The 18,425-nt window shown below is 50.4% G+C and carries 17 protein-coding genes; 6 read left to right on the forward strand and 11 right to left on the reverse strand.

Going from position 1 to position 18,425, the window contains the following annotated elements:
• Positions 1 to 702, reverse strand: a 702-nt coding sequence (locus ACQ661_RS11700) for a sulfatase-like hydrolase/transferase (protein ID WP_431668434.1), incomplete at its 3' end; no start/stop codon positions are given.
• Positions 703 to 831: 129 nt separating this feature from the next.
• Here ACQ661_RS11700 and ACQ661_RS11705 point away from each other — a divergent pair.
• The 3 genes from ACQ661_RS11705 (at position 832) to ACQ661_RS11715 (ending at position 2,898) form a co-directional block, all read left to right on the forward strand.
• Complete coding sequence (locus ACQ661_RS11705) at positions 832 to 1,824, forward strand: LLM class flavin-dependent oxidoreductase (protein WP_431668436.1); 993 nt, start codon at positions 832 to 834, stop codon at positions 1,822 to 1,824.
• Between the two features lie 28 nt (positions 1,825 to 1,852).
• Positions 1,853 to 2,269 (forward strand): VOC family protein, encoded by a 417-nt coding sequence (locus tag ACQ661_RS11710; RefSeq protein ID WP_431668437.1) that lies wholly within the window; start codon positions 1,853 to 1,855, stop codon positions 2,267 to 2,269.
• A 101-nt stretch (positions 2,270 to 2,370) separates the two neighbouring features.
• Complete coding sequence (locus ACQ661_RS11715; RefSeq protein ID WP_431668438.1) at positions 2,371 to 2,898, forward strand: hypothetical protein; 528 nt, start codon at positions 2,371 to 2,373, stop codon at positions 2,896 to 2,898.
• Between the two features lie 173 nt (positions 2,899 to 3,071).
• Here ACQ661_RS11715 and ACQ661_RS11720 read toward each other — a convergent pair whose 3' ends face one another.
• The 9 genes from ACQ661_RS11720 to ACQ661_RS11760 form a co-directional block, all read right to left on the reverse strand.
• Positions 3,072 to 3,887 (reverse strand): DUF7281 domain-containing protein, encoded by an 816-nt coding sequence (locus tag ACQ661_RS11720; protein ID WP_431668440.1) that lies wholly within the window; start codon positions 3,885 to 3,887, stop codon positions 3,072 to 3,074.
• Between the two features lie 18 nt (positions 3,888 to 3,905).
• Positions 3,906 to 5,198 (reverse strand): hypothetical protein, encoded by a 1,293-nt coding sequence (locus tag ACQ661_RS11725; RefSeq protein WP_431668441.1) that lies wholly within the window; start codon positions 5,196 to 5,198, stop codon positions 3,906 to 3,908.
• Positions 5,198 to 5,815 (reverse strand): hypothetical protein, encoded by a 618-nt coding sequence (locus ACQ661_RS11730; protein WP_431668443.1) that lies wholly within the window; start codon positions 5,813 to 5,815, stop codon positions 5,198 to 5,200. Before ACQ661_RS11730 ends, ACQ661_RS11725 begins: the two co-directional genes overlap by 1 nt.
• Entirely contained in the window at positions 5,815 to 9,504 is a 3,690-nt protein-coding gene (locus tag ACQ661_RS11735) for an ATP-binding protein (protein ID WP_431668444.1), read from the reverse strand. Before ACQ661_RS11735 ends, ACQ661_RS11730 begins: the two co-directional genes overlap by 1 nt.
• Positions 9,505 to 9,542: 38 nt before the next feature.
• Positions 9,543 to 9,842, reverse strand: coding sequence for a monooxygenase (locus tag ACQ661_RS11740; protein WP_153827304.1), 300 nt, complete (start codon positions 9,840 to 9,842; stop codon positions 9,543 to 9,545).
• A 137-nt stretch (positions 9,843 to 9,979) separates the two neighbouring features.
• Positions 9,980 to 11,509: an FAD-binding domain-containing protein gene (locus ACQ661_RS11745; protein ID WP_431668446.1), complete on the reverse strand. Its 1,530-nt coding sequence runs from the start codon at positions 11,507 to 11,509 to the stop codon at positions 9,980 to 9,982.
• 2 nt (positions 11,510 to 11,511) lie between these two features.
• Positions 11,512 to 12,297, reverse strand: a complete 786-nt coding sequence (locus ACQ661_RS11750; protein ID WP_431668448.1) for a DUF429 domain-containing protein — start codon at positions 12,295 to 12,297, stop codon at positions 11,512 to 11,514.
• Positions 12,298 to 12,379: 82 nt separating this feature from the next.
• Positions 12,380 to 12,781 (reverse strand): GFA family protein, encoded by a 402-nt coding sequence (locus tag ACQ661_RS11755; protein WP_431668449.1) that lies wholly within the window; start codon positions 12,779 to 12,781, stop codon positions 12,380 to 12,382.
• A 105-nt stretch (positions 12,782 to 12,886) separates the two neighbouring features.
• Complete coding sequence (locus ACQ661_RS11760; RefSeq protein WP_431668450.1) at positions 12,887 to 13,363, reverse strand: Spy/CpxP family protein refolding chaperone; 477 nt, start codon at positions 13,361 to 13,363, stop codon at positions 12,887 to 12,889.
• 153 nt (positions 13,364 to 13,516) lie between these two features.
• Between ACQ661_RS11760 and ACQ661_RS11765 the strand changes: the two genes are divergently transcribed.
• Both ACQ661_RS11765 and ACQ661_RS11770 read left to right on the forward strand, forming a co-directional pair.
• Positions 13,517 to 14,230, forward strand: coding sequence for a response regulator transcription factor (locus ACQ661_RS11765; RefSeq protein WP_431668451.1), 714 nt, complete (start codon positions 13,517 to 13,519; stop codon positions 14,228 to 14,230).
• Positions 14,227 to 15,513 (forward strand): ATP-binding protein, encoded by a 1,287-nt coding sequence (locus ACQ661_RS11770; RefSeq protein WP_431668452.1) that lies wholly within the window; start codon positions 14,227 to 14,229, stop codon positions 15,511 to 15,513. The genes ACQ661_RS11765 and ACQ661_RS11770 overlap by 4 nt, the downstream gene beginning before the upstream one ends.
• Positions 15,514 to 15,759: 246 nt before the next feature.
• Here the strand turns inward: ACQ661_RS11770 and ACQ661_RS11775 are convergent, their stop codons facing one another.
• Entirely contained in the window at positions 15,760 to 16,902 is a 1,143-nt protein-coding gene (locus tag ACQ661_RS11775; RefSeq protein ID WP_431668454.1) for an RNA-guided endonuclease TnpB family protein, read from the reverse strand.
• Between the two features lie 357 nt (positions 16,903 to 17,259).
• Between ACQ661_RS11775 and ACQ661_RS11780 the strand changes: the two genes are divergently transcribed.
• Positions 17,260 to 18,423 (forward strand): exonuclease SbcCD subunit D, encoded by a 1,164-nt coding sequence (locus tag ACQ661_RS11780; protein ID WP_431668455.1) that lies wholly within the window; start codon positions 17,260 to 17,262, stop codon positions 18,421 to 18,423.
• The last annotated feature ends 2 nt before the right edge of the window (positions 18,424 to 18,425 follow it).

Consider the following 18,425-nt stretch of genomic DNA (forward strand, 5'->3'; position numbering starts at 1 on the left):
TAAATCATTCATCACTTGAAAAGTTTGATCGGCAAAGTAACAAACCCCGCGATCCGCACCATGTTCTTCATCCAGTGCCGTAATGGGCACCCAACCGCACTGATAAGTACCCTCTGGCGCAATTCCTCCCGCGGTTGTATCGATCGGGTAAGGCGCACCATCAAGATAACCGGCAAAATAATCCCAGCCTAAATCACGCATGGCGCTGTCACCAAGGGCATGGTTATCTGGCCCTAAATCAGACCCTGTTAGATGCATTTTACCGATAAGTGCGCTCACGTAGCCGGCCTCTGAACGCAGTAATTCAGGTACCGAAACCGCGTAGGGAGACATTTGGGAGTTGGCTAAATCCGTTGAAACAATTGCGTTTCGAACACCATTTCTGAAGGGGTAGCGACCATCAAAAAACGTCACCCGGGTGGGCGAACAGGTAGGCATCGTCCAAGTATTACGAAAACGCACCCCAGCTTCAGCAATAGCATTAATCGACATGGTATTTGCCGGTACCGCACCGCCATACCCAAAAGCCGAAAACTGATCGATACCTGCATCATCGATAACAATAAACAGGATGTTGGGTGGCGTTTCTGCCAGCGGCGGATCTGGCGGCGTAGGTACTGGAGTTGCCACCTCAGAATCATTATTGCATGCGCTCAACAACACCGCTGACGAGAAAACGAACATTTTAACAAGGTGCCACATAGGTTTCTTTCCCTAGCTACGTAACCACTAAGTAAAGACCCATTACTCGCTTAAGTCAAAGCTAGTGCTGCTCATATGGAAGTTATTTATACCATTGCTCCGCCAACCTGGATGTAAGATAATGCCCCTATGACAACATTATCCCTACTAGAACTGGTGCGTGTGACCACCGCAGCTGATGCTGGCACTGCCATTAATCACGCTCGTGATCTTGGTCATCACGCCGAACAATGGGGCTACCAACGAATTTGGGTAGCTGAACATCACAACATGCCGGGTATTGCTAGCGCGGCAACCGCATTGGTGGTTGCACACATCGCTGGCGGCACCCAATCCATTCGGGTCGGCGCAGGCGGTATCATGCTACCCAACCATGCGCCCTACATTATTGCGGAGCAATTTGGTACGCTCGCTCAATTGTATCCGGGCCGTATTGATTTAGGTTTAGGCCGAGCCCCTGGCACGGACCCCGTCGCTATTCGTGCTATGCACCGTCCGGCTCATGCATCTGAGCAATTTCCACAAGATATCTTGGAGTTACAGAGCTACTTAGCACCAGCTAGCGAGTCACCAGCGATCTTGGCGGTACCAGCTACCGGTACGGAAGTGCCTTTGTGGATTTTAGGCTCGAGCATGTACGGCGCCAGTTTAGCCGCTGAACTTGGCTTGCCCTATGCCTTTGCCTCCCATTTTGCACCTGAAATGCTCCTGCCAGCGCTGCAACTTTATCGCAGTAAATTCAGGCCCAGCAAGCAACTAGCCGAGCCCTACGCGATGGCGGGCATTAATGTGATTGCTGCTGACACGGACGCCGAAGCTACGCGTTTAGCCACCACTCAGCAGATGTCTTTTGCTGATTTAGCCGGCGGTCGCCAGCGCTTAAGTCAGCCACCCATAGACGACATTGAGAGCTATTGGTCACCAAGAGAGAAGGCAACCGCAGAACGCATGCTAGCGCGGTCCGTGATTGGCGCCCCTGCCACGGTGCGACAAGGCTTACAGAGCTTCATCAAGGAAACTGGTGTCGATGAACTCATGATTGTGTCGGACGTGTATGATCATCAAGCCCGCTTGCGCTCCGTTGAGCTTATTGCGCAAGCGATGCAAAATGACGAGCTGTAACCAGCCACAATCACCAGAGAGGCCCCACATGCAGCCAAGTATTTCGGTCATTACCTTAGCGGTTGACGATTTAGAACGTGCACTAGTTTTCTATCGCGATGGTTTAGGCTGGCCTACTGCTGGCATTGTGGGCACCCAATACGAATACGGTGCGGTGGTGTTTTTTGATATTAATCCCGGGCTTAAACTTGCCCTGTGGCCGCGTGCTAGCTTAGCTCGCGACACAGGGTTGTCACTTGCTGAGCCCACCTCAACCAACATGCTGCTCAGCCACAATGTGGCTGAGCGCGACCAAGTAGATGCTGTATTTGCGCAAGCACTTGCCGCCGGAGCCAGCCAAGTGAAAGCGCCACAAACGGTGTTTTGGGGCGGCTACGCTGGTTATTTTAGCGACCCCGGCGGCCATTTGTGGGAAGTGGTGTTTAACCCCGCTTGGCCAAGCTAACGCAGCCAGCTATTGCGCATCACACACAGTTCCTACAGCCGCTTCTATCAGCTGGAGATCGAGCTCGTTGGTTTGTGCATCAAAATTAACATCGTACCAACTTGAACCCTGCCAGCCAGCCGCATCATATTGGCCATGGTGATATTAAAGTACGCCCCGATATTCGCCGGCTCACACCCAGCGGCGCAGATTTTGTGGATGGCCAACAGGCCGATTACGATCTGATCTTGCAAGCCACAGGTTACCAACTGCATTACCCCTTTATTGCAGCCGAACACTTGAATTGGCAAGGTCACGCACCGCAGTTGTACCTTAATATATTCAGTCCGCGCCATGCCAATCTGTTTGTGATGGGCATGGTCGAGGCTTCGGGGCTTGGCTGGCAAGGTCGTGATGAGCAAGCTCAATTAGTGGCGGCGGTGATTCGTCTGCAACAGGATAACCCCAGCGCTGCGCAGAGTTTTTTCGACAAAGTACAGCAACATGCCAATCAGCGTATTGATGGCGGCATGAACTATTTGCAACTCGAGCGCATGGCTTATTACGTGCACAAAGAGAGCTACTTAAAAGCCCTGGCAACCGAGCGCCAAGCCCTCGCCTCTATGGCTGATAACCGCTCAAATCGCTAGGAGCACCTATGTCTGCGAGTTCGTTGTTGCTGCTAAATGGCATCCTTGCGGGTGAGCATGACAGCGCTCTTTAAAGCGAAACGGTTGCCCGCCTGGTTATTGCGTGCGGCCCTGCATATCGGCCAACGCTTAAAGTTAACCCGCTACAGCGCCGAACAAGTAGATTTTCTACGCTAACGACAACGGGCCCAATGCAGGGGAATATCCTGCAGCCATTGTTGTAACATGGCGCGTTGTTCACGTTGCAATAGTTGATGATACCCAGCTAAATCGCCACCACCAGCAAGCTGCTCAGCAAACACCTGCTGTTTGGCCGGATAAGCATGTGCTGTGGCATGCTCACAAAACCACGCTAACTCAGGCACCGCAATATGGCTAAAACCTTCTTGCTGCGCGATATGAAAGCCCTTGGCATCCAAATCGCCAAAGTAGCATAGCGGTTTAGTGCTGCTGCGCCAGCGTTGCAACAATGCCGCCCGACCTTGGCTGTAAGCCACATCGCCGCGGTAAACCACTAACATGGGTGCAGGCGTAGACGGCAACTGAAATTGCTGCAACTGATAAAAGCAATCTAGATTCTCCACCACCACCAACGCCGCATAGTTATCGAGATCTAAGTTGCGTTGGTCGACATCCAAGATCTCCTGCTGCCGAGCCATCAACACCCGCTGCGCCCGCGGCTTGCTACGGACACTCTTATGTTCAGCTTGCCCTTGTTTGGCTTGGGCCAGACTGCTACCGCTAAGGTCCGTACCAAGCGGCGCCAACTGTTGTTGCTGCAGGCGCGTGCTAATGCCCTTGAGCAGCTCTTGGCTGTAGGCAAATTGTGGCTGCTGGGCTGCATGACTAGCAATCAGATCTTGCTCCACACACCATTCAAGCACAGCTTGGTCGGTAGCCCGCACGGTTCGCACCACTCTCAACTGGCGTTGCAATTGCGCCGCAATAGTTTGCAGTAACTTACGCTCACGGGGCTTTAAATCAGACATACGTAGGGCACCATCGACCTAAGCCGCCGCATGCGGCTGATAACGCACAGCGATATCAGCAATCAGATACAGATGGTTAAAACGGCTAGCGGGCTGCTCTTGCCGGTACAACTGAAATAACTGCTGCTCGTGACGAGGCAAACCGTTGTACTCGCCCAACACCTGAAATAACCACACCTCGGGTGGCCATGACAATTGTTGTTGCTGCAAGTAATCAAGCGCAGACAAGGGCTCAGCGTCATGGGCTTGGGTATCTTGGGCCCGCTCACAGACCGCAATAAAGTATTGCATCGCATCTTCTTTGAGCTGCTGCTGACGTGCCTCAACCGCTTGTTGCTTGGCATTCACCTCAATGCTATTGCTATTAGAACTGGCCGTATCCACTTTGGCTTTCAGCGCCAATTCTTTGTATAAGCTATGAATTAACGGCACCAAGGCCGGCTGCTGCTCGCGTTTATCCAGCGCTACCCCCGCACTTGCCAGCACCGGAGCGGCATGGTTCACCAATCTGGGCACCTGAGTACGGTAGGAATAATCGCCGATGGCAAAGCTTGGATGCTCGCGCAAAAAACCCGCCATATTCACCACCAACAAGCTGCGTTCTTGCTGCTCTCGGAAGCGTGTCATCAGCTCAACTAAGCGTTTTTGAACTTCGAGCAAACTGCCATGGTGGGTGTTAATTTGTTGCTGCAGACGGCTCACCAATAGTTTACGCAGCCCCGGATGTCCCTCCGCCAGCTCAATAAACTCATCAAAATCAATCAGCGACAACCCTTCAATAAGACGCTTGATTTGCTGCTGAGCACGACCGTTTTCACGAATTTTATCGCTTAAATTGCTAACGAAACCAAAGTTACTGTTCAAGCGGTGCCATAAACTAAAAATGGCTTCTTCAAATTGTGAGGTTAAATCATAAACCGCCTCTTCTATACGCAGCATCTGGCTATCAACACGTACGCCATCGCCCATACGCTGGGCCTCACGCATGCCTTCTACGTAACCACGAATCGCCACCAGTTTATCGGCCACACCGGCATCAATTTGCCGACGACTTTCGTCAGTCACCAAAGCCGCGACTAATTGCGTTACCGGATGTCGTAATTTAACTTCGGTGCTAGCGTCAGGTTGATACAGAATTCGCGCTGCTATCAAGCGCTTTAAACTGCGCTCGGATACTGCCGCCACGTCAATGCTACCGCGTAAATAACCCTGCATCAGTAGCTTCGCATGGTCGCCTATCAATTTGAGACGCTCTGCTCCTACCTCAAACAAGCTACTCAGCAGCTGTGATTCGCGCTCTTGTCCAGCCATTAGAGTAACTCCACTTGGCTCTGACCTTCATCCAACGGGATGTTTTCTTCATCTTTAATAAAGCGCACCAAATCAAGCAAATAATCAATTTTACCAGTGACGGTAAAATACAACCGATTGGCATGAGGCTGCAGCAAATAACCATGCTCAACCAAGCGCTTAGCCACTTGCTTGGCTTGGGCATCTACCGCATCTGCATTGGAGTTAAAAAACTTATCATTTGCTAGGGCTTGCAGGCGCTGACGCAAACTTGGGTTGTCTTCAGTTTTCACCATCAACTCTTGCAGTTTAATGGTATCGCCAGCCGTCAAAATCGCATCGCTACCCATGGCTTCTTGCACATAGGTTAACCATTCCAACAAAGGCAACATCGAACTCATCACCACACTGAGCTGTTGTTTTAAGTGCTCGCGTGCGGGTTCGTCGATATCGCGATAGGCCAAGAAAAAGACGGTTTGTTCATCATTGGTGGCCACGCGGCGGTTCAGTGGCCGTAAATAATCATCCAAGCCTTCACGCACCTCGTCGCGCTGCAACTTGGTAAAGTAATCTTCGTTGGTGATTGCACAAATGTACTGCCCCGCTAACAAGGCTTCTAGTAAAGGTCCGTGTGGCATTAGGCGGTACCTCCTGTCACCTGATGAGCAGGCTGCAACTGCTGTAACTTTTTCGTAAGCTCAGACACGCGTGGTTTAATCCGCTTTAACTGGCCTTTGTTAGGTTGCTGCGCATGAGGTTCAATCAAATACCTATGCTTAAACAGCAACAACACATCACTTTCAGGGTTAGGAAAGGCCCCCACAATATCAATGTTGTTGTGATTACAGGCATCAAATAACTTTTCAACGTTGTGATATGCCAAGGTACCAATCTCATCGATCGGCCAATGAATGGTCACGTCCGCTTGCGGTGGTCGTAATAGCCGCGTAAAGGCCAATAAGAACTTACATAAAATAAGATAGGCCATACCATGGCTCGACGAATCCGTTAATTGGCGATCATTACGAATCACCACCGGCTCACCATTTTCTATCAGATTTAATTGTAATTTCAATAAGCTTTCGATGGTGTATTCCTGATTCGCTTTCAGTAAATCAGCCACCTCAGTTAAATGTTCAATATATTCCGCAGGTGGTAACAATTCGCCAGAACTATTCCACACCTTGTATTGATAGGTCATTTCTTTAAGCGGCTTCCAAAAGCTTAATTCATCAATAGTTGAACTGATTTTAACTTCGGCTTTATCAATACCATCTAAAGTTAGTTCATCAGTAACCGCTTGGGTTAAGCGCCGGCTGTAATCACTCACGCGTTTATGAATATCGTTAAACACGGTAAAGAATTCAAACAAGCCTTTACCAATGGTTCGACCTTGATCAATGGTTTGCTCTTGTTTGGCTTCCAGCACTTTTAACAATTCAGCTAAGGTAGTAACTTGCGCTTGTAGATCTGGGGCTTCGCCCAACTGCCCTAACGATTGCTCAATAAAGCTCATAAATTGGCTATCGGCATCTTGGCGTAAATCACTTTCTAAGCGTGGAATGCGCTGTTCGAGATCTTTATCAAGCTTCTGCTTATCATCCAACAGCTGGTGAGCTCGCGCCACGTGCTCGCTAACATCGCCGGCATTAAAATCAGTATCAAGCGCAGCTATGGTTGCTACCGGCAAATCCGCCATGCGTTGCACCAAAGCCTGTAAATTCATCACCTGGCGCTCAATTTTCTCCAACTGCTCTTTCACTTCGTTGGCTTGGCGTTGCAGCAGTTGTTTCTGATCACGGTACTTATTTTCGTGCAGCTCTAACTCTGCGCCTACTTCGCGCAGTTGTTGTTTTGCACGTTGCTCAGCAGCCAACCATTGCGGCCTTAGGCCCTGCCAAGTGACCTGCATGAACTGCTGATACTTGGCAAAATGATCTCGTTGAGCCTCGGTATCACGAATATGTTCGCTACGTTGTAAACGCTCCTGCTTCAGCTCGGCTAAGCGTTTCGGGTCCACCCCTTCGTCAGCCAGCTTGGCACTAAAGCTTCGCTCTAAGTCAGCCATTTGCTCAGCCGTTTGTGCCTTGGCGCGCTCGAGTTCGCTGCTTAAATCAGCCACGGCATCGTCAAGGATTTGCAACTGCTCCTGAAATTCCGCCATTTGCTCCAGCGCCAGCGTTTGCTGCTCCGATTCCACCTCAGCTAGGGCCTGCGCTCGCTGCTCTTTAGTTTTATGTAGTTGTTGCTGTAACTGCTCTAACCGCTGCCGCAGTTGCCCTTTACGTTCCTGCTCTATTTGGCGCTGGGTATGCAGTAAGCGTTGCTTGTTGTCGCGGGCAAACTCCACATCTTGGCTACTGCTGCGTAACTGCTGTTGCAACCTATCTAATTGTTGTTGCTGCAATTTCGCATGCTCAACTGCCTTCGCAAAAGCCTTTTCTGTTTCCTGCACCTGTTGCTGGGTGCGCTGCCACTGCTCGCTGGCTTGCTCGAGTTGCTCCTGCAAACGCTCGTCCGTACTGGCGTAATCGGGCAATTCAACGGCGCTTAAATCTAGCTGAATGCCATACAAACTGGTCTGCTCTTGGTGATTGACCTGTTGCGGCGCTAAATCAGTACGCTGCAATAAAGGTTCGGCTAGTACTTTCCCCAAGCTCTGTTGCCAATCATCCACATGCTGCCCTAAAAACTGGCGGAGACTGCCAGGAGCCGGCGCCAACTGCTGTTGCAATTGCTCCACCCGACTCGCAGCTTGAGCACTGCGGCTACGCGCGTCACGCACATCCGCATCAGCGCGCTCGCGCTCACGCAACGCTACATTCAGCTGCTCCTGTTGCTTGGTCACCAATGTTTGCTGCTGATTCAGGCGTTCTTGCGCATCATCTACCCGCGCTTCAGCTATTCGCATCGCCTCGTGCTCGTCGCTGTTAAGCATCGACAAACCCGCTTGAGCTTGCTTAGCCGCCAACTCGCTTTGCAGCGCTTCTAGCTGCGCCTCAAACTGTTCACGCACTCGTTGCAACTCTTGCTGCAACTGCAGACTCTGCTGCTTGGCGGCATCCAGTTGCGCTTGCATCAATTGTTCACGCAAACCCGCTTTAACTTGCATCTGCGCACGTAATTTTTGACTCTTATGCTCTAGCGCATCGCGCAATTTCAGTTTGTGACTATTTAATTGCTGTTCCGCATCTTGGTGCTTTTCCATCAGCAAGTGATAATGCTGCTCTAACTCTTGCAGCTCGGCGCGGCGTTCAGGTAACAACTCCAGCTCACGCCCCAGCCGCTCTACATCTTGCTCGCGATAGTCATCATATTCGCGCTGGGCACTGCTCAAACGCTGTTCAGCTTGATCCAAATCAGCTTGTGCATCACCTTGTTGTTGGCGTAATTGGCCCCGTACTTGCTCGTAATGAGCTTGCGCCTCTGCAAGTTCCCGCTTCAAAAGTTGTAACCGCTGTTCAGCATCTGCCTTCGCTATTTTTTGCTGACTAAAGTCGGTCTCAATCACCTTTTTTAATTGCCATAATGCCGCCACATTATTATTGCGTTCGGCACTTACGCGCTCAATTTCAGCTAGACTCTTTTGCAAGCGTTCAACTTTCATGAACTGCTTCATATCACGCAGCCAGCTTTTAATTTTATCGCCCGTAAACGTATTGGCTGGGCGCTGATAGCCGTCTTCCTCTAATATGGCCGCCAGCATGCTTTTCAGCGTATCCATTTTGCCTTCTTTGGCATGCACCGCAGACACCAGTTTCTCAATATGGCGCAACCTATGATTATCTTGGGCTAGCGCATAACGCGCTGCTAATTGCCGATGTTTTAAACTCTCGCTACGCTGGCTACGGTCATTTTTAATATCGTTAAGAATAATATTGCGGTATTCCGTGGTGGTCGAAATCTTGGCCGACATATCAATCGATAGCCTACGCATAAAGTGCGCCCAATCTTGATATTCTTTAGCCACCACGCCATCGGTTTTTTCTAATAAATAATGCTGGGGATCATAGCCGGCATCCACAAAACGATAATCAATCCCATCGGCGCGCTTAGTTAAAACCACTTGCGCCAAACCATGGCGAGGTCGCTCGTATTCATAAATCACGTAGCTATTTTTGTACGGCAAATAATACTTATCAAAACTTAGCCGAGTGCGCGGCACCACCCGATTAGGAAGCTCACCATAAAAAACCGGAATCATCCGCTGCAACGTGGTTTTACCCGACGCATTGCTACCACAAATATTGGTATGGCCATCCAGTTCCAACTCCACCACACCCGGCAGATGCCCATTAATCATGATTATCTTTAACAGCTTCGCCATCTCGTTTCCGTCAATTATTTTAGTTTTTAAGTAGGGAGTTAAAGTGGAGCTTTAGTAATCGTTGATAACTCGCTGTTTACATCAAAGATGCGGCCACGCACTGATGGCACCCCAAACGACTTCAACCGGGCACTGTGCATCTCTAAATAAGCTTGTGCTGAGGCCTCGTCAGTAAAAGCATAAAGACCGCCCGCTTCACCATTAGCTTGGTTTTCTGTCCAGATCTTCCACAAAAAGCCTGGCTCTTGGGTAATAGATTCTGCCAACTGTTGCATCTGTGCCGCCATCTCAGCACCAAACGGCCCTGCATACGGAAAATCCACCTGCAATATCTTCATCACCAACCTCCACCTTTTATAGCAACAAACCTAGCCATTATTAAACCATGATACCGCGCTTACAACAATTCATTGAGGAACTTGCAGACCCACCTCCGTAGCTGGGTCCGTAGCTGGGGCCGCAAGTTCCTCACGGGTTAGTCAAACAGGCTGAGTTGGTTATCAGGTGGGGTGTTTTTGCGTGAGGGTGAGCGTGAGCCGGTGCGCGAGCGGCGCTCATTGAAGCCGTGGGCGGGGCGTAGGTTGTGTTCTTTGCGTAGCTGGCTCACGTCATTTTTGAGTTGTCGATGGGCCTGCTCAAAGTCGACTAACGGCAGCGGGTAATCGATACCCTGCTGCTGTTTTAGATGCACCGGCATCAGCCAAGGCTCAAACAGCCACATCGCATCGATAGAACGCAGTTCCGGCACCCAGCGACGTACGAATTGTCCTTGTGGATCAAGTTTTTGTGCCTGCATCACCGGGTTATAAATGCGTAGAATCGAATTACCGGCGTGGCCACTTTGCATCTGCACCTGCGGAAAGTGAATCCCTGGCTCGTAGTCCACAAACAGTTGCGCTAACCACTCGGCCACCGGACGCCATGGCAACGACAGTGAATAGGTTGCCGCAGAAACCAACATGGCGCGCATCCGAAAGTTTATCCAGCCGTGCACATGCAAATAACGCATGCAGGCATCCACCATCGGCCAGCCTGTACGGCCATGCTGCCACGCAGCAAAACGCTCGGCATCAAAAGGCCGCGGTAACTTATCCGTGGCCGGCACCAACGCCTGAAACTCCATTCGATGATGGCTTTCAAAGCGCTGAATAAAATAACAATGCCACCATAATCGTTGGCTAAAATCTGCTAGGCTTTTACGCCAATGAATGGGCACGGTTTTGGCACGGCTGCTCTCGGTGGCTTGCACAATTTCTTTCAAACTCAAGCAGCCATAAGCTAAATAAGGGCTCAATCGTGAGCAACTTGAAACCGCCGTCAAAGGTGAACTAATCGAACCTCGATAATGCTCACTACGGCGTGTTAGAAAACTCTCCAATAATGCCAAACCCTCGCGGCGTCCGCCTTGCTGGCGCGATCGCAACAGGTAAGCATCAGTACCTAAATTGGTGGGCAGCAACTCAATCGTCAACGGCCGCAACGAGGTAGATTCCAACCACGCCGGCGGCACAAAAGCGATGTGCTCGGGCAGGGTCTGCTGCGCTTGCTGCATCCAATCAAACCAATGCTCATGAAAGCGACCAACACGGCGCTGTACTGGCCGCACCACCCCAAACTGGGGATATTCATGCCAAGTTAGCTGGTGCCCACGACAAAACCGCCCTACTGCTTGGTCGCGCTTAAAGGTCCATAAATTACCGTGCTCTTGATGACTATGCAGGACAAACTGCGGTAGCACTTGATGTAACTCGCTTAGCGCCTCCAGTACATGCCCGTGAGCTAACCACAATTGCCCGCCCAGCGCCGCCAGCTGCTGCTGCAAATCCACCAAGGCATCACGCACAAACATCCACTGGCGGTTACTGGTATCAGAGAGCTGCCAATAATTCGGCTCAATCACATACAAAGCCAGCACCGGCCCAGCTTTAGCGGCTGCAGCCAACGCCGCATGGTCGACACAACGAAGGTCGCGTTTAAACCAAACCACCTGAACGCTTGTCGACATCTTCATACTGCGCGCGGCACCCAGATCGCATCATCCTGTGCCACCTCTCCAAACACCTGTAATCGATGCGGTGCGTGCACTTTCAAGCCAGCAACCCAAGCCGCACTGTAGGCGTCAACTTTATCGTGGGTGCTGCCAAAACTAATTTGCGGTAGCTGTTGCCACTCGTTTTCTGTGGCTGGCCAACCGCTGTGCTGTGCAATGGCAGCCAATTGCTGCTCAGGCACACCCAGGGCGGTCTTATGCGGAGTTTGCGGGAGTAGTTGCCGAATCGTTGCCTGCGGAAAAACTTCAATCAACGGCGCCAGCTCTGCTAACTGTTCGGCCAACGCAAAACCAGCAAGCATCCACAATTGCATCACATGAGGCATGTTCGCAACGGGCTTTCGAGCGGCCAAGTGCTGCCGCGCTTTGTCCACAATAGCCCTGAATTCTGTGGCCGACGGTGTTTTGTAACAACGAATGCCAGCGTCGGCTAACGCCTGTTCAGCCAACCGAAATGAGAGCTGCTCAGCGCGCGGGCGTAGCGGCGCATCGATACCAATACACGCAATCTGCAACTGGTAATGGTCACACACGGCTTCGATATAAGCGCGCACTTGCTCGGCATAACTTGCCGTATAGGCGTCATCAATAACACGTCTGTTGCCCTGTCCAAACGGAGGTTGTACCGCCAACTGTCGCACCGGCAACGGCACCAACCGCGCCCCTTGCCACTGCGCAAAAACAATCGGAATACGCTTCTGCCGTGAACATGCCACATCCACGCCTACCACCACCGACGCCATCACCTTTCTCCTGCCTAACCTTAAACTTTCATTACTGTCTATTCGGTGGTTCTAGATCATGATGAGCTGCGACAACAAGATGTTATTCAGGTAATCCTTGAAACGTTGGGCTCGTCTCTAAAGCCTTACACCAGGTAGGTTCACTGGCGGTAAAAAGACGAGCTGTAGGTGATAGATTGATGGGCGAATCCAAACACCCAGCAGGAACCATCAACATAGATACACTCGGTTGATTAGGTAAAGCCGAGCCACAGTGTCTGCAGAAGCTCTTGCTGTGTCGGGTATTGGGCAGGGTAAATGAAGTGACTGCCTCAGCTCCAGCAAGCCAGTTTAACGTGGCTGAACTCGCAAAAAGATTAGCGGCATGAGCCGAGCCGGTATCTTTTTGGCAGTAACGGCAGTGACACACATAAAAACTGTCAAATTCGCCCTGAACTTCAAAGGTGACGGCGCCGCATAAACACGACCCTCTATGAGTTGCCATAGTCCTATCCTTTTTTGAGTTACGTTGAGTTACGTTGAGTTAAATTGAGATAACAAACAACTACTCTACTCAAGAATAAGAATTCCGCCACCTTGGATTAGTTCGTTAACCTTTCGGAATGGCGAAACGATGCTTATGTTTTGTTTTGTGCTTTGCTTTAAGCTTTGCCAACTGCTCAGCACTTAGCACTTGCTGAAGCTCAAATTGCGCCTTAAGTTTCTCCTGCTCACGAGTTTTTAATAGCTCAGCTTTTCGTGCAGCAATCTCAGCAGCTAGCGTGGCATCAAACTCCGGCAAACTCAGTAACTGTTCCGTGCTCCGTTTAAGCCACTGGTGTGCTTCCTTCACGCTGTCACGATTCGCCATACGATGCTGCTGCTGGCGTTCTCGTAAATCTTGCAACTGTTGTTTTTGCTCGTCGGTGAGATCAAGTCCGCGCAGCATTCGCAGAGGATGCCTCTCACCACCCGCGCTCCAATGACTCCGCGCAGCTTGTGGCCGCTCAATCGGCTGAGCTTGCGCCGTAAAGACCTGGGCCAGTAACATCGCTGCACCAAAAACTATCAATGTATTACGCATCATAAACCTCTTTTCGTTCGGTTGTTGGTAGACATCCTCACTATAAATGCTCTTACGTAAAGCAACGTTGGCGTCTGTAAAGAAGTGTCAGCACCTCGTCACCTTCAACAAAAATAGCGTAAACTGCACTTAGAAAAACAACTAACGAGGCCGCGCATGTTGCAGGTACTTCTGATCGACGATGATTGTCCTTTAGCTCAGATGCTGACCGAACTACTAAGTTATGAAGGCATGACAGTCACCCATGCCGAAACGGGTCCGCAAGGGCTAGAACTCGCGTTAAGTCAAACACCTTTTGACGTGATACTGCTAGACGTGATGCTGCCGCAGCTTAACGGATTTAGTTTACTCGAGCAGCTGCGGCAACAGTCTCAACTGCCAGTGATTATGCTAACCGCCAAGGGCGATCCTGCCGATCGAGTCCGAGGTTTAAACTCGGGTGCCGACGACTATTTACCTAAGCCATTTACGGATGCAGAACTAATCGCCCGTATTCAATCGGTGACTCGACGCTACCAAGCAAGTCAAACGCAGCACCATGTTGGCGAGCCATGTCATAAACTCAGCTCGGCAAGTTTGCTGTTAGATCAACTGCGTGCCTCAGTCTGCGTAAACCAGCACCCCATCTCGTTAACCGGAACCGAACTAGAGTTACTAAACGAGCTATTAAGCCATCCAGGTGAGGTGCTCAGCAAAGACTATTTGTCGCGGGTTGTCCTAGGTCGGCGTCAATTACCTTACGACCGTAGCCTTGATATGCATATTAGTCAGCTACGTAAAAAATTAAGTCGCCAGATGTCCAAAGTTCCCATTGTTACCCGCCGAGGCCAAGGTTATCTCTGGGCTGAAGCCGTCGAGCAACGACCATGAAATTATTCCATCGTACCTTTTTATGGATCATCGCCACCGTAATTGCTGTCGCTTTGGTTACCGCCGTAATGATGCGCCTCAACGCTGAGCGTACGTTAACGCCTAATGCTGAACAGCGCGCTTACATCAGTGAACAGCAACGCATCATTGAGGCTCGTTTAAGCCAGCGCCCTCAGGCGAACGCAATTGATGAACAACGCCCTCCTCGCATCAACTTTGGTCGTTCACGCGGTTGGGTAACACCTGTTGATGATGAACTAGCAACTGGCCCTACTGTGTTTTTTCGCGCCCGTGGTAAATGGATGGTAGGCCCCATCCACATAACCGCCAATCAACAAGAGTGGGCCGTCTTTATACCGGTGCCGCCAGAACTCGCGCGCCAGCTACAGTTAGCGCATTGGTTAGCGCTATCACCTTGGTGGGCGCTGGCGGTGTTCATGGTGCTGGGCTTATGTGCATTTGTTTTGGCGCGTCAACTATCAGGCCCCATCCTTACCTTAGAGCGACAAGCCCAGCCTATGGCTCAAGGTGATTTTGGTGTAAGAATTGCCGCTGCATTAGTCAATCGCTCGGACGAGGTTGGCGAGCTTGCACAAACGCTTAATCACGTCAGCTTGGCCGCACATGAGGCGCTAACGGCTCAACGACGATTATTGGCTGATGTGTCTCATGAATTTCGCTCACCGCTGGGACGGATAAGCATGGCCGCTGCACTTATGCAACGTAAACAAGGCACCACCGCAGAACTGGACAGAATTCAGCACGAAGTGCAGTTGCTTAATGCTTTGGTAGGCGAATTACTGGAATTATCGCGCGACACCATGGCTGAACCCGTCACTTCCCCATGTTCACTGAGCCAGCTTGTTGCTGAAGCTGCCGAAGCCTACAGCTTGAACGAACGCCAGATTAAAATAACTAGCCACCTACCCTCAGACGATTTAGCCGTGCAAGCCGTTCCGGCATTACTACGCAAAATCATTCATAATCTGATGGACAATGCGGTACGTTACGCTCACACCCAAGTCTGGCTAGAACTCGAACAGAAAGATAATCACGTTACGTTAACTGTGGCGGACGACGGTGATGGCGTTGCAGAGGTCTATGTCGATGACCTTCTTAAACCCTTTTTTCGTCCTGAAGATGCCCGCCAACGCACCTCGGGGGGCGTTGGCTTAGGCCTTGCGATTGTTAAATCAGCTACCACCATGCTTGGCGGAAGTGTTGCTATAAGCCGCGCGCCACAAGGTGGCTTGGCCGTGTGCGTGAATCTCCCCCTCGCTTAACGCTCAGACGTTTGGCCCCCAGAGGCTTGGCTAGCTGAGCGCCCAGTAAGCTTGTGCCAGAGCATTTTACGGGCATCAACCATGGCCATGCCAAACAGTAGCGCTGTGATCCAAAATGCTACTTCGGTGATAACCGCAGCAGCCGTTAGCGCAATAATGCCAATCGTTTCGTCGTCACGTGACTTCTCACCGCCCTATCGGGCGATGCTTCTTACTTCATTAGCCGTTGCTCGATAGTATCGAGGCTTACGCAGCTTCCATAAGCAGAGACGACCGTCCAGCCGCCTTTAATTCCAGAATGCCTTTATCACGGATATTGAAGGCGGCATTTAAGTCGCGATCTATACCCATCGTTCCGCATGAGGGACAATCCCATGAGCGAACCGATAAGGGCATTACTTCCATTTTATGACCGCAACAATGGCAAGTCTTAGAGCTGGCGTACCACTGGTCGAGCTTGACTAGGTATTTGCCTTGCTCTTTCAGTTTGTACTCCAGTTTGTTGACAAAGCTATGCCATGAGGCATCGGCTATGTGTTTTGCCAGTTTACGGTTTTTCATCATATTGGCCGATTTCAATGTCTCAACTATCACCGCTTGGTTTTCGTCAACGAGAGTTCGAGAGAGTTTGTGTTGAAAGTCGGCACGAGCGTTTGCTGCTTTTTCGTGGCATTTAGCAACCAACAAACGAACCTTTGCTCGGTTGGCGCTCCCTTTAGCCTTACGAGACAACTGACGCTGCTTACGTCTGAGATTTTTCTCAGCGCGTTTTACAAATCGAGGGTTGGCAGTCTTTCTGCCGTTTGATTCGATGGTGAAGTGAGACAGCCCCAAATCAACACCTGTAACCTTGCTTATAGTGTGAAGTAATGCAGGCGCTTTAACTCCATCATCCACAAGGATAGAGGCGTAGAATTTGCCAGTTTTACTCAGGCTCACTGTAATGCTTTTAACTGCTCCCGAAATTTCACGATGGATATTTGCCTTTACAGGCTGCATCTTGGGCAACTTAACAGCCCCATCCAGCACTTTTACACCCACACAGTGATAGCTCGACTGTTTGCCGTGCTTGCGTTTAAATTGCGGAAATTTGGCTTTTAACTTCGGGTTGAAGAAGTTGTCAAAGGCTTGATGCAGATTGATAACCGCCTGCTGTAAGGCGATTGAATCATATTGTTTCAACCAGTGGTATTTTCGTGATTTCTTAGCAACTGCAAGCAGCGGTTTTATGTCTTTTTTGGGGTTCAGCGTAACCCTGTGCTTGCGATACATATGAGACTTTAAATGCAGAGCCTTGTTGTACGCGAAACGCACAGCGCCAAACTGAGCTATTAAAAACTCAGCCTGGTCTTGAGTTGGGTAAATGCGTACTTTTGTCGCCCTTAACATTTAAATTATACCACTGTATAAATAACCAGTATTCTCCTGATATGGCTTTGCTTGTCAAGGAAGAAGTTGAGGCTTCGCCTCAATCGCCTTATATCCCCGCCCGATTGGGCGAGGGTTTACGGCGAAATTGCTAATTGCTGCACTAGTTATATGGATGAGATTTGAATCCTTATCCTTAAACTAGTGCATGCGGCCACTCAAGGTAAGTGCTGAGCAGCAGAAACCGTCAAACCAACTTCGGCAAGTTTTGCCGTGGCTTCAGCTTTATTCAGTTACGACACTAAGTGTCGCCACGGCAAGCTATGGTACTATCCTTGAATTGACAGCACAGCCATGCAGCAACATCAGGACGGTTCCATGAAAATTTTACACACCTCAGATTGGCATCTTGGCCGGATCTTTAACCAGCAATCGCTGCTTGAAGATCAGGCCCACATCCTTCAACAAATCATTGCCTGCGCCGTTGCCGAGCAAGTTGATGTGGTGATTGTTGCCGGCGATGTCTATGATCGGGCATTACCGCCAGCTGAGGCTGTCACCCTACTTGACCGTACCTTGAACACCCTGATCAGCGAACATCAGATTCCGGTAGTGATGATTTCAGGGAATCACGATGCGGCGAAACGGCTTGGCTTTGGCGCGAATTTACTCAAACACAGCGGCTTACATCTATTCACCTCGTTTGAACAGTTACTCACACCCGTAACACTGACAACCGACACCGGCGAATTAGTCATTTGGGGAATACCTTATTGCGATCCTGAGCACGTGAATGACTTCTACGGGGTGAAGACAACGGATCATCAAAGCGCCCAAGAGCACGTCACCAACCTGCTTAAGCAACATCTTGCAAACCATCCTAACCAGCAAGCTACTCACGTTGTGGTAAGTCATAGCTTTATTGCCGGAGCAAGTGTGAGCGACTCAGAGCGTCCCCTCAGTATCGGTGGGGCCGAATGCGTTGATGCCAATCTGTTTAAAGATTTTCATTACACCGCCCTTGGCCACCTGCACCAAGCCCAGTATCGTGGCTACCAGCACGTGCGTTATAGCGGCTCGCCGTTAAAATATAGTTTTTCTGAAGTGAACCATAAGAAGAGCGTCACCCTGGTAGAATTTACTGCCGACCAGCAGGCTGATATCAGCCAATACCCACTGAAGCCGTTACGTGATGTACGCATTATCGAAGGCGCTTTTGCTGAGATTCTCGAGCAGGGCAAGAACGACCCCTATCACCAAGATTATGTACAAGTAAAACTCACCGACAAAGAAGCCCTGTTAGACCCCATGGCAAGGTTACGGCAGGTGTATCCCAATATTCTCGATCTCACCAAGCGAGTGCTAGAACGCAGCGACAGCGAGGTCGTCAAGGTGCACAGCAAAGAGCAACTGGCACGCACAGAGTTAGACATCATCGATGACTTTTTTCATGCCATGACCGACGACCATCTCAGTGCTGAACAACGCCAAGTACTGAACGATGTGGTGCAAGACGTGCTTAACAAACAGAAGGAACTGTAACC

The sequence above is a fragment of the Pseudidiomarina sp. WS423 genome (genome assembly GCF_050750165.1).
GTDB classification, from domain to species: domain Bacteria; phylum Pseudomonadota; class Gammaproteobacteria; order Enterobacterales; family Alteromonadaceae; genus Pseudidiomarina; species Pseudidiomarina fusca.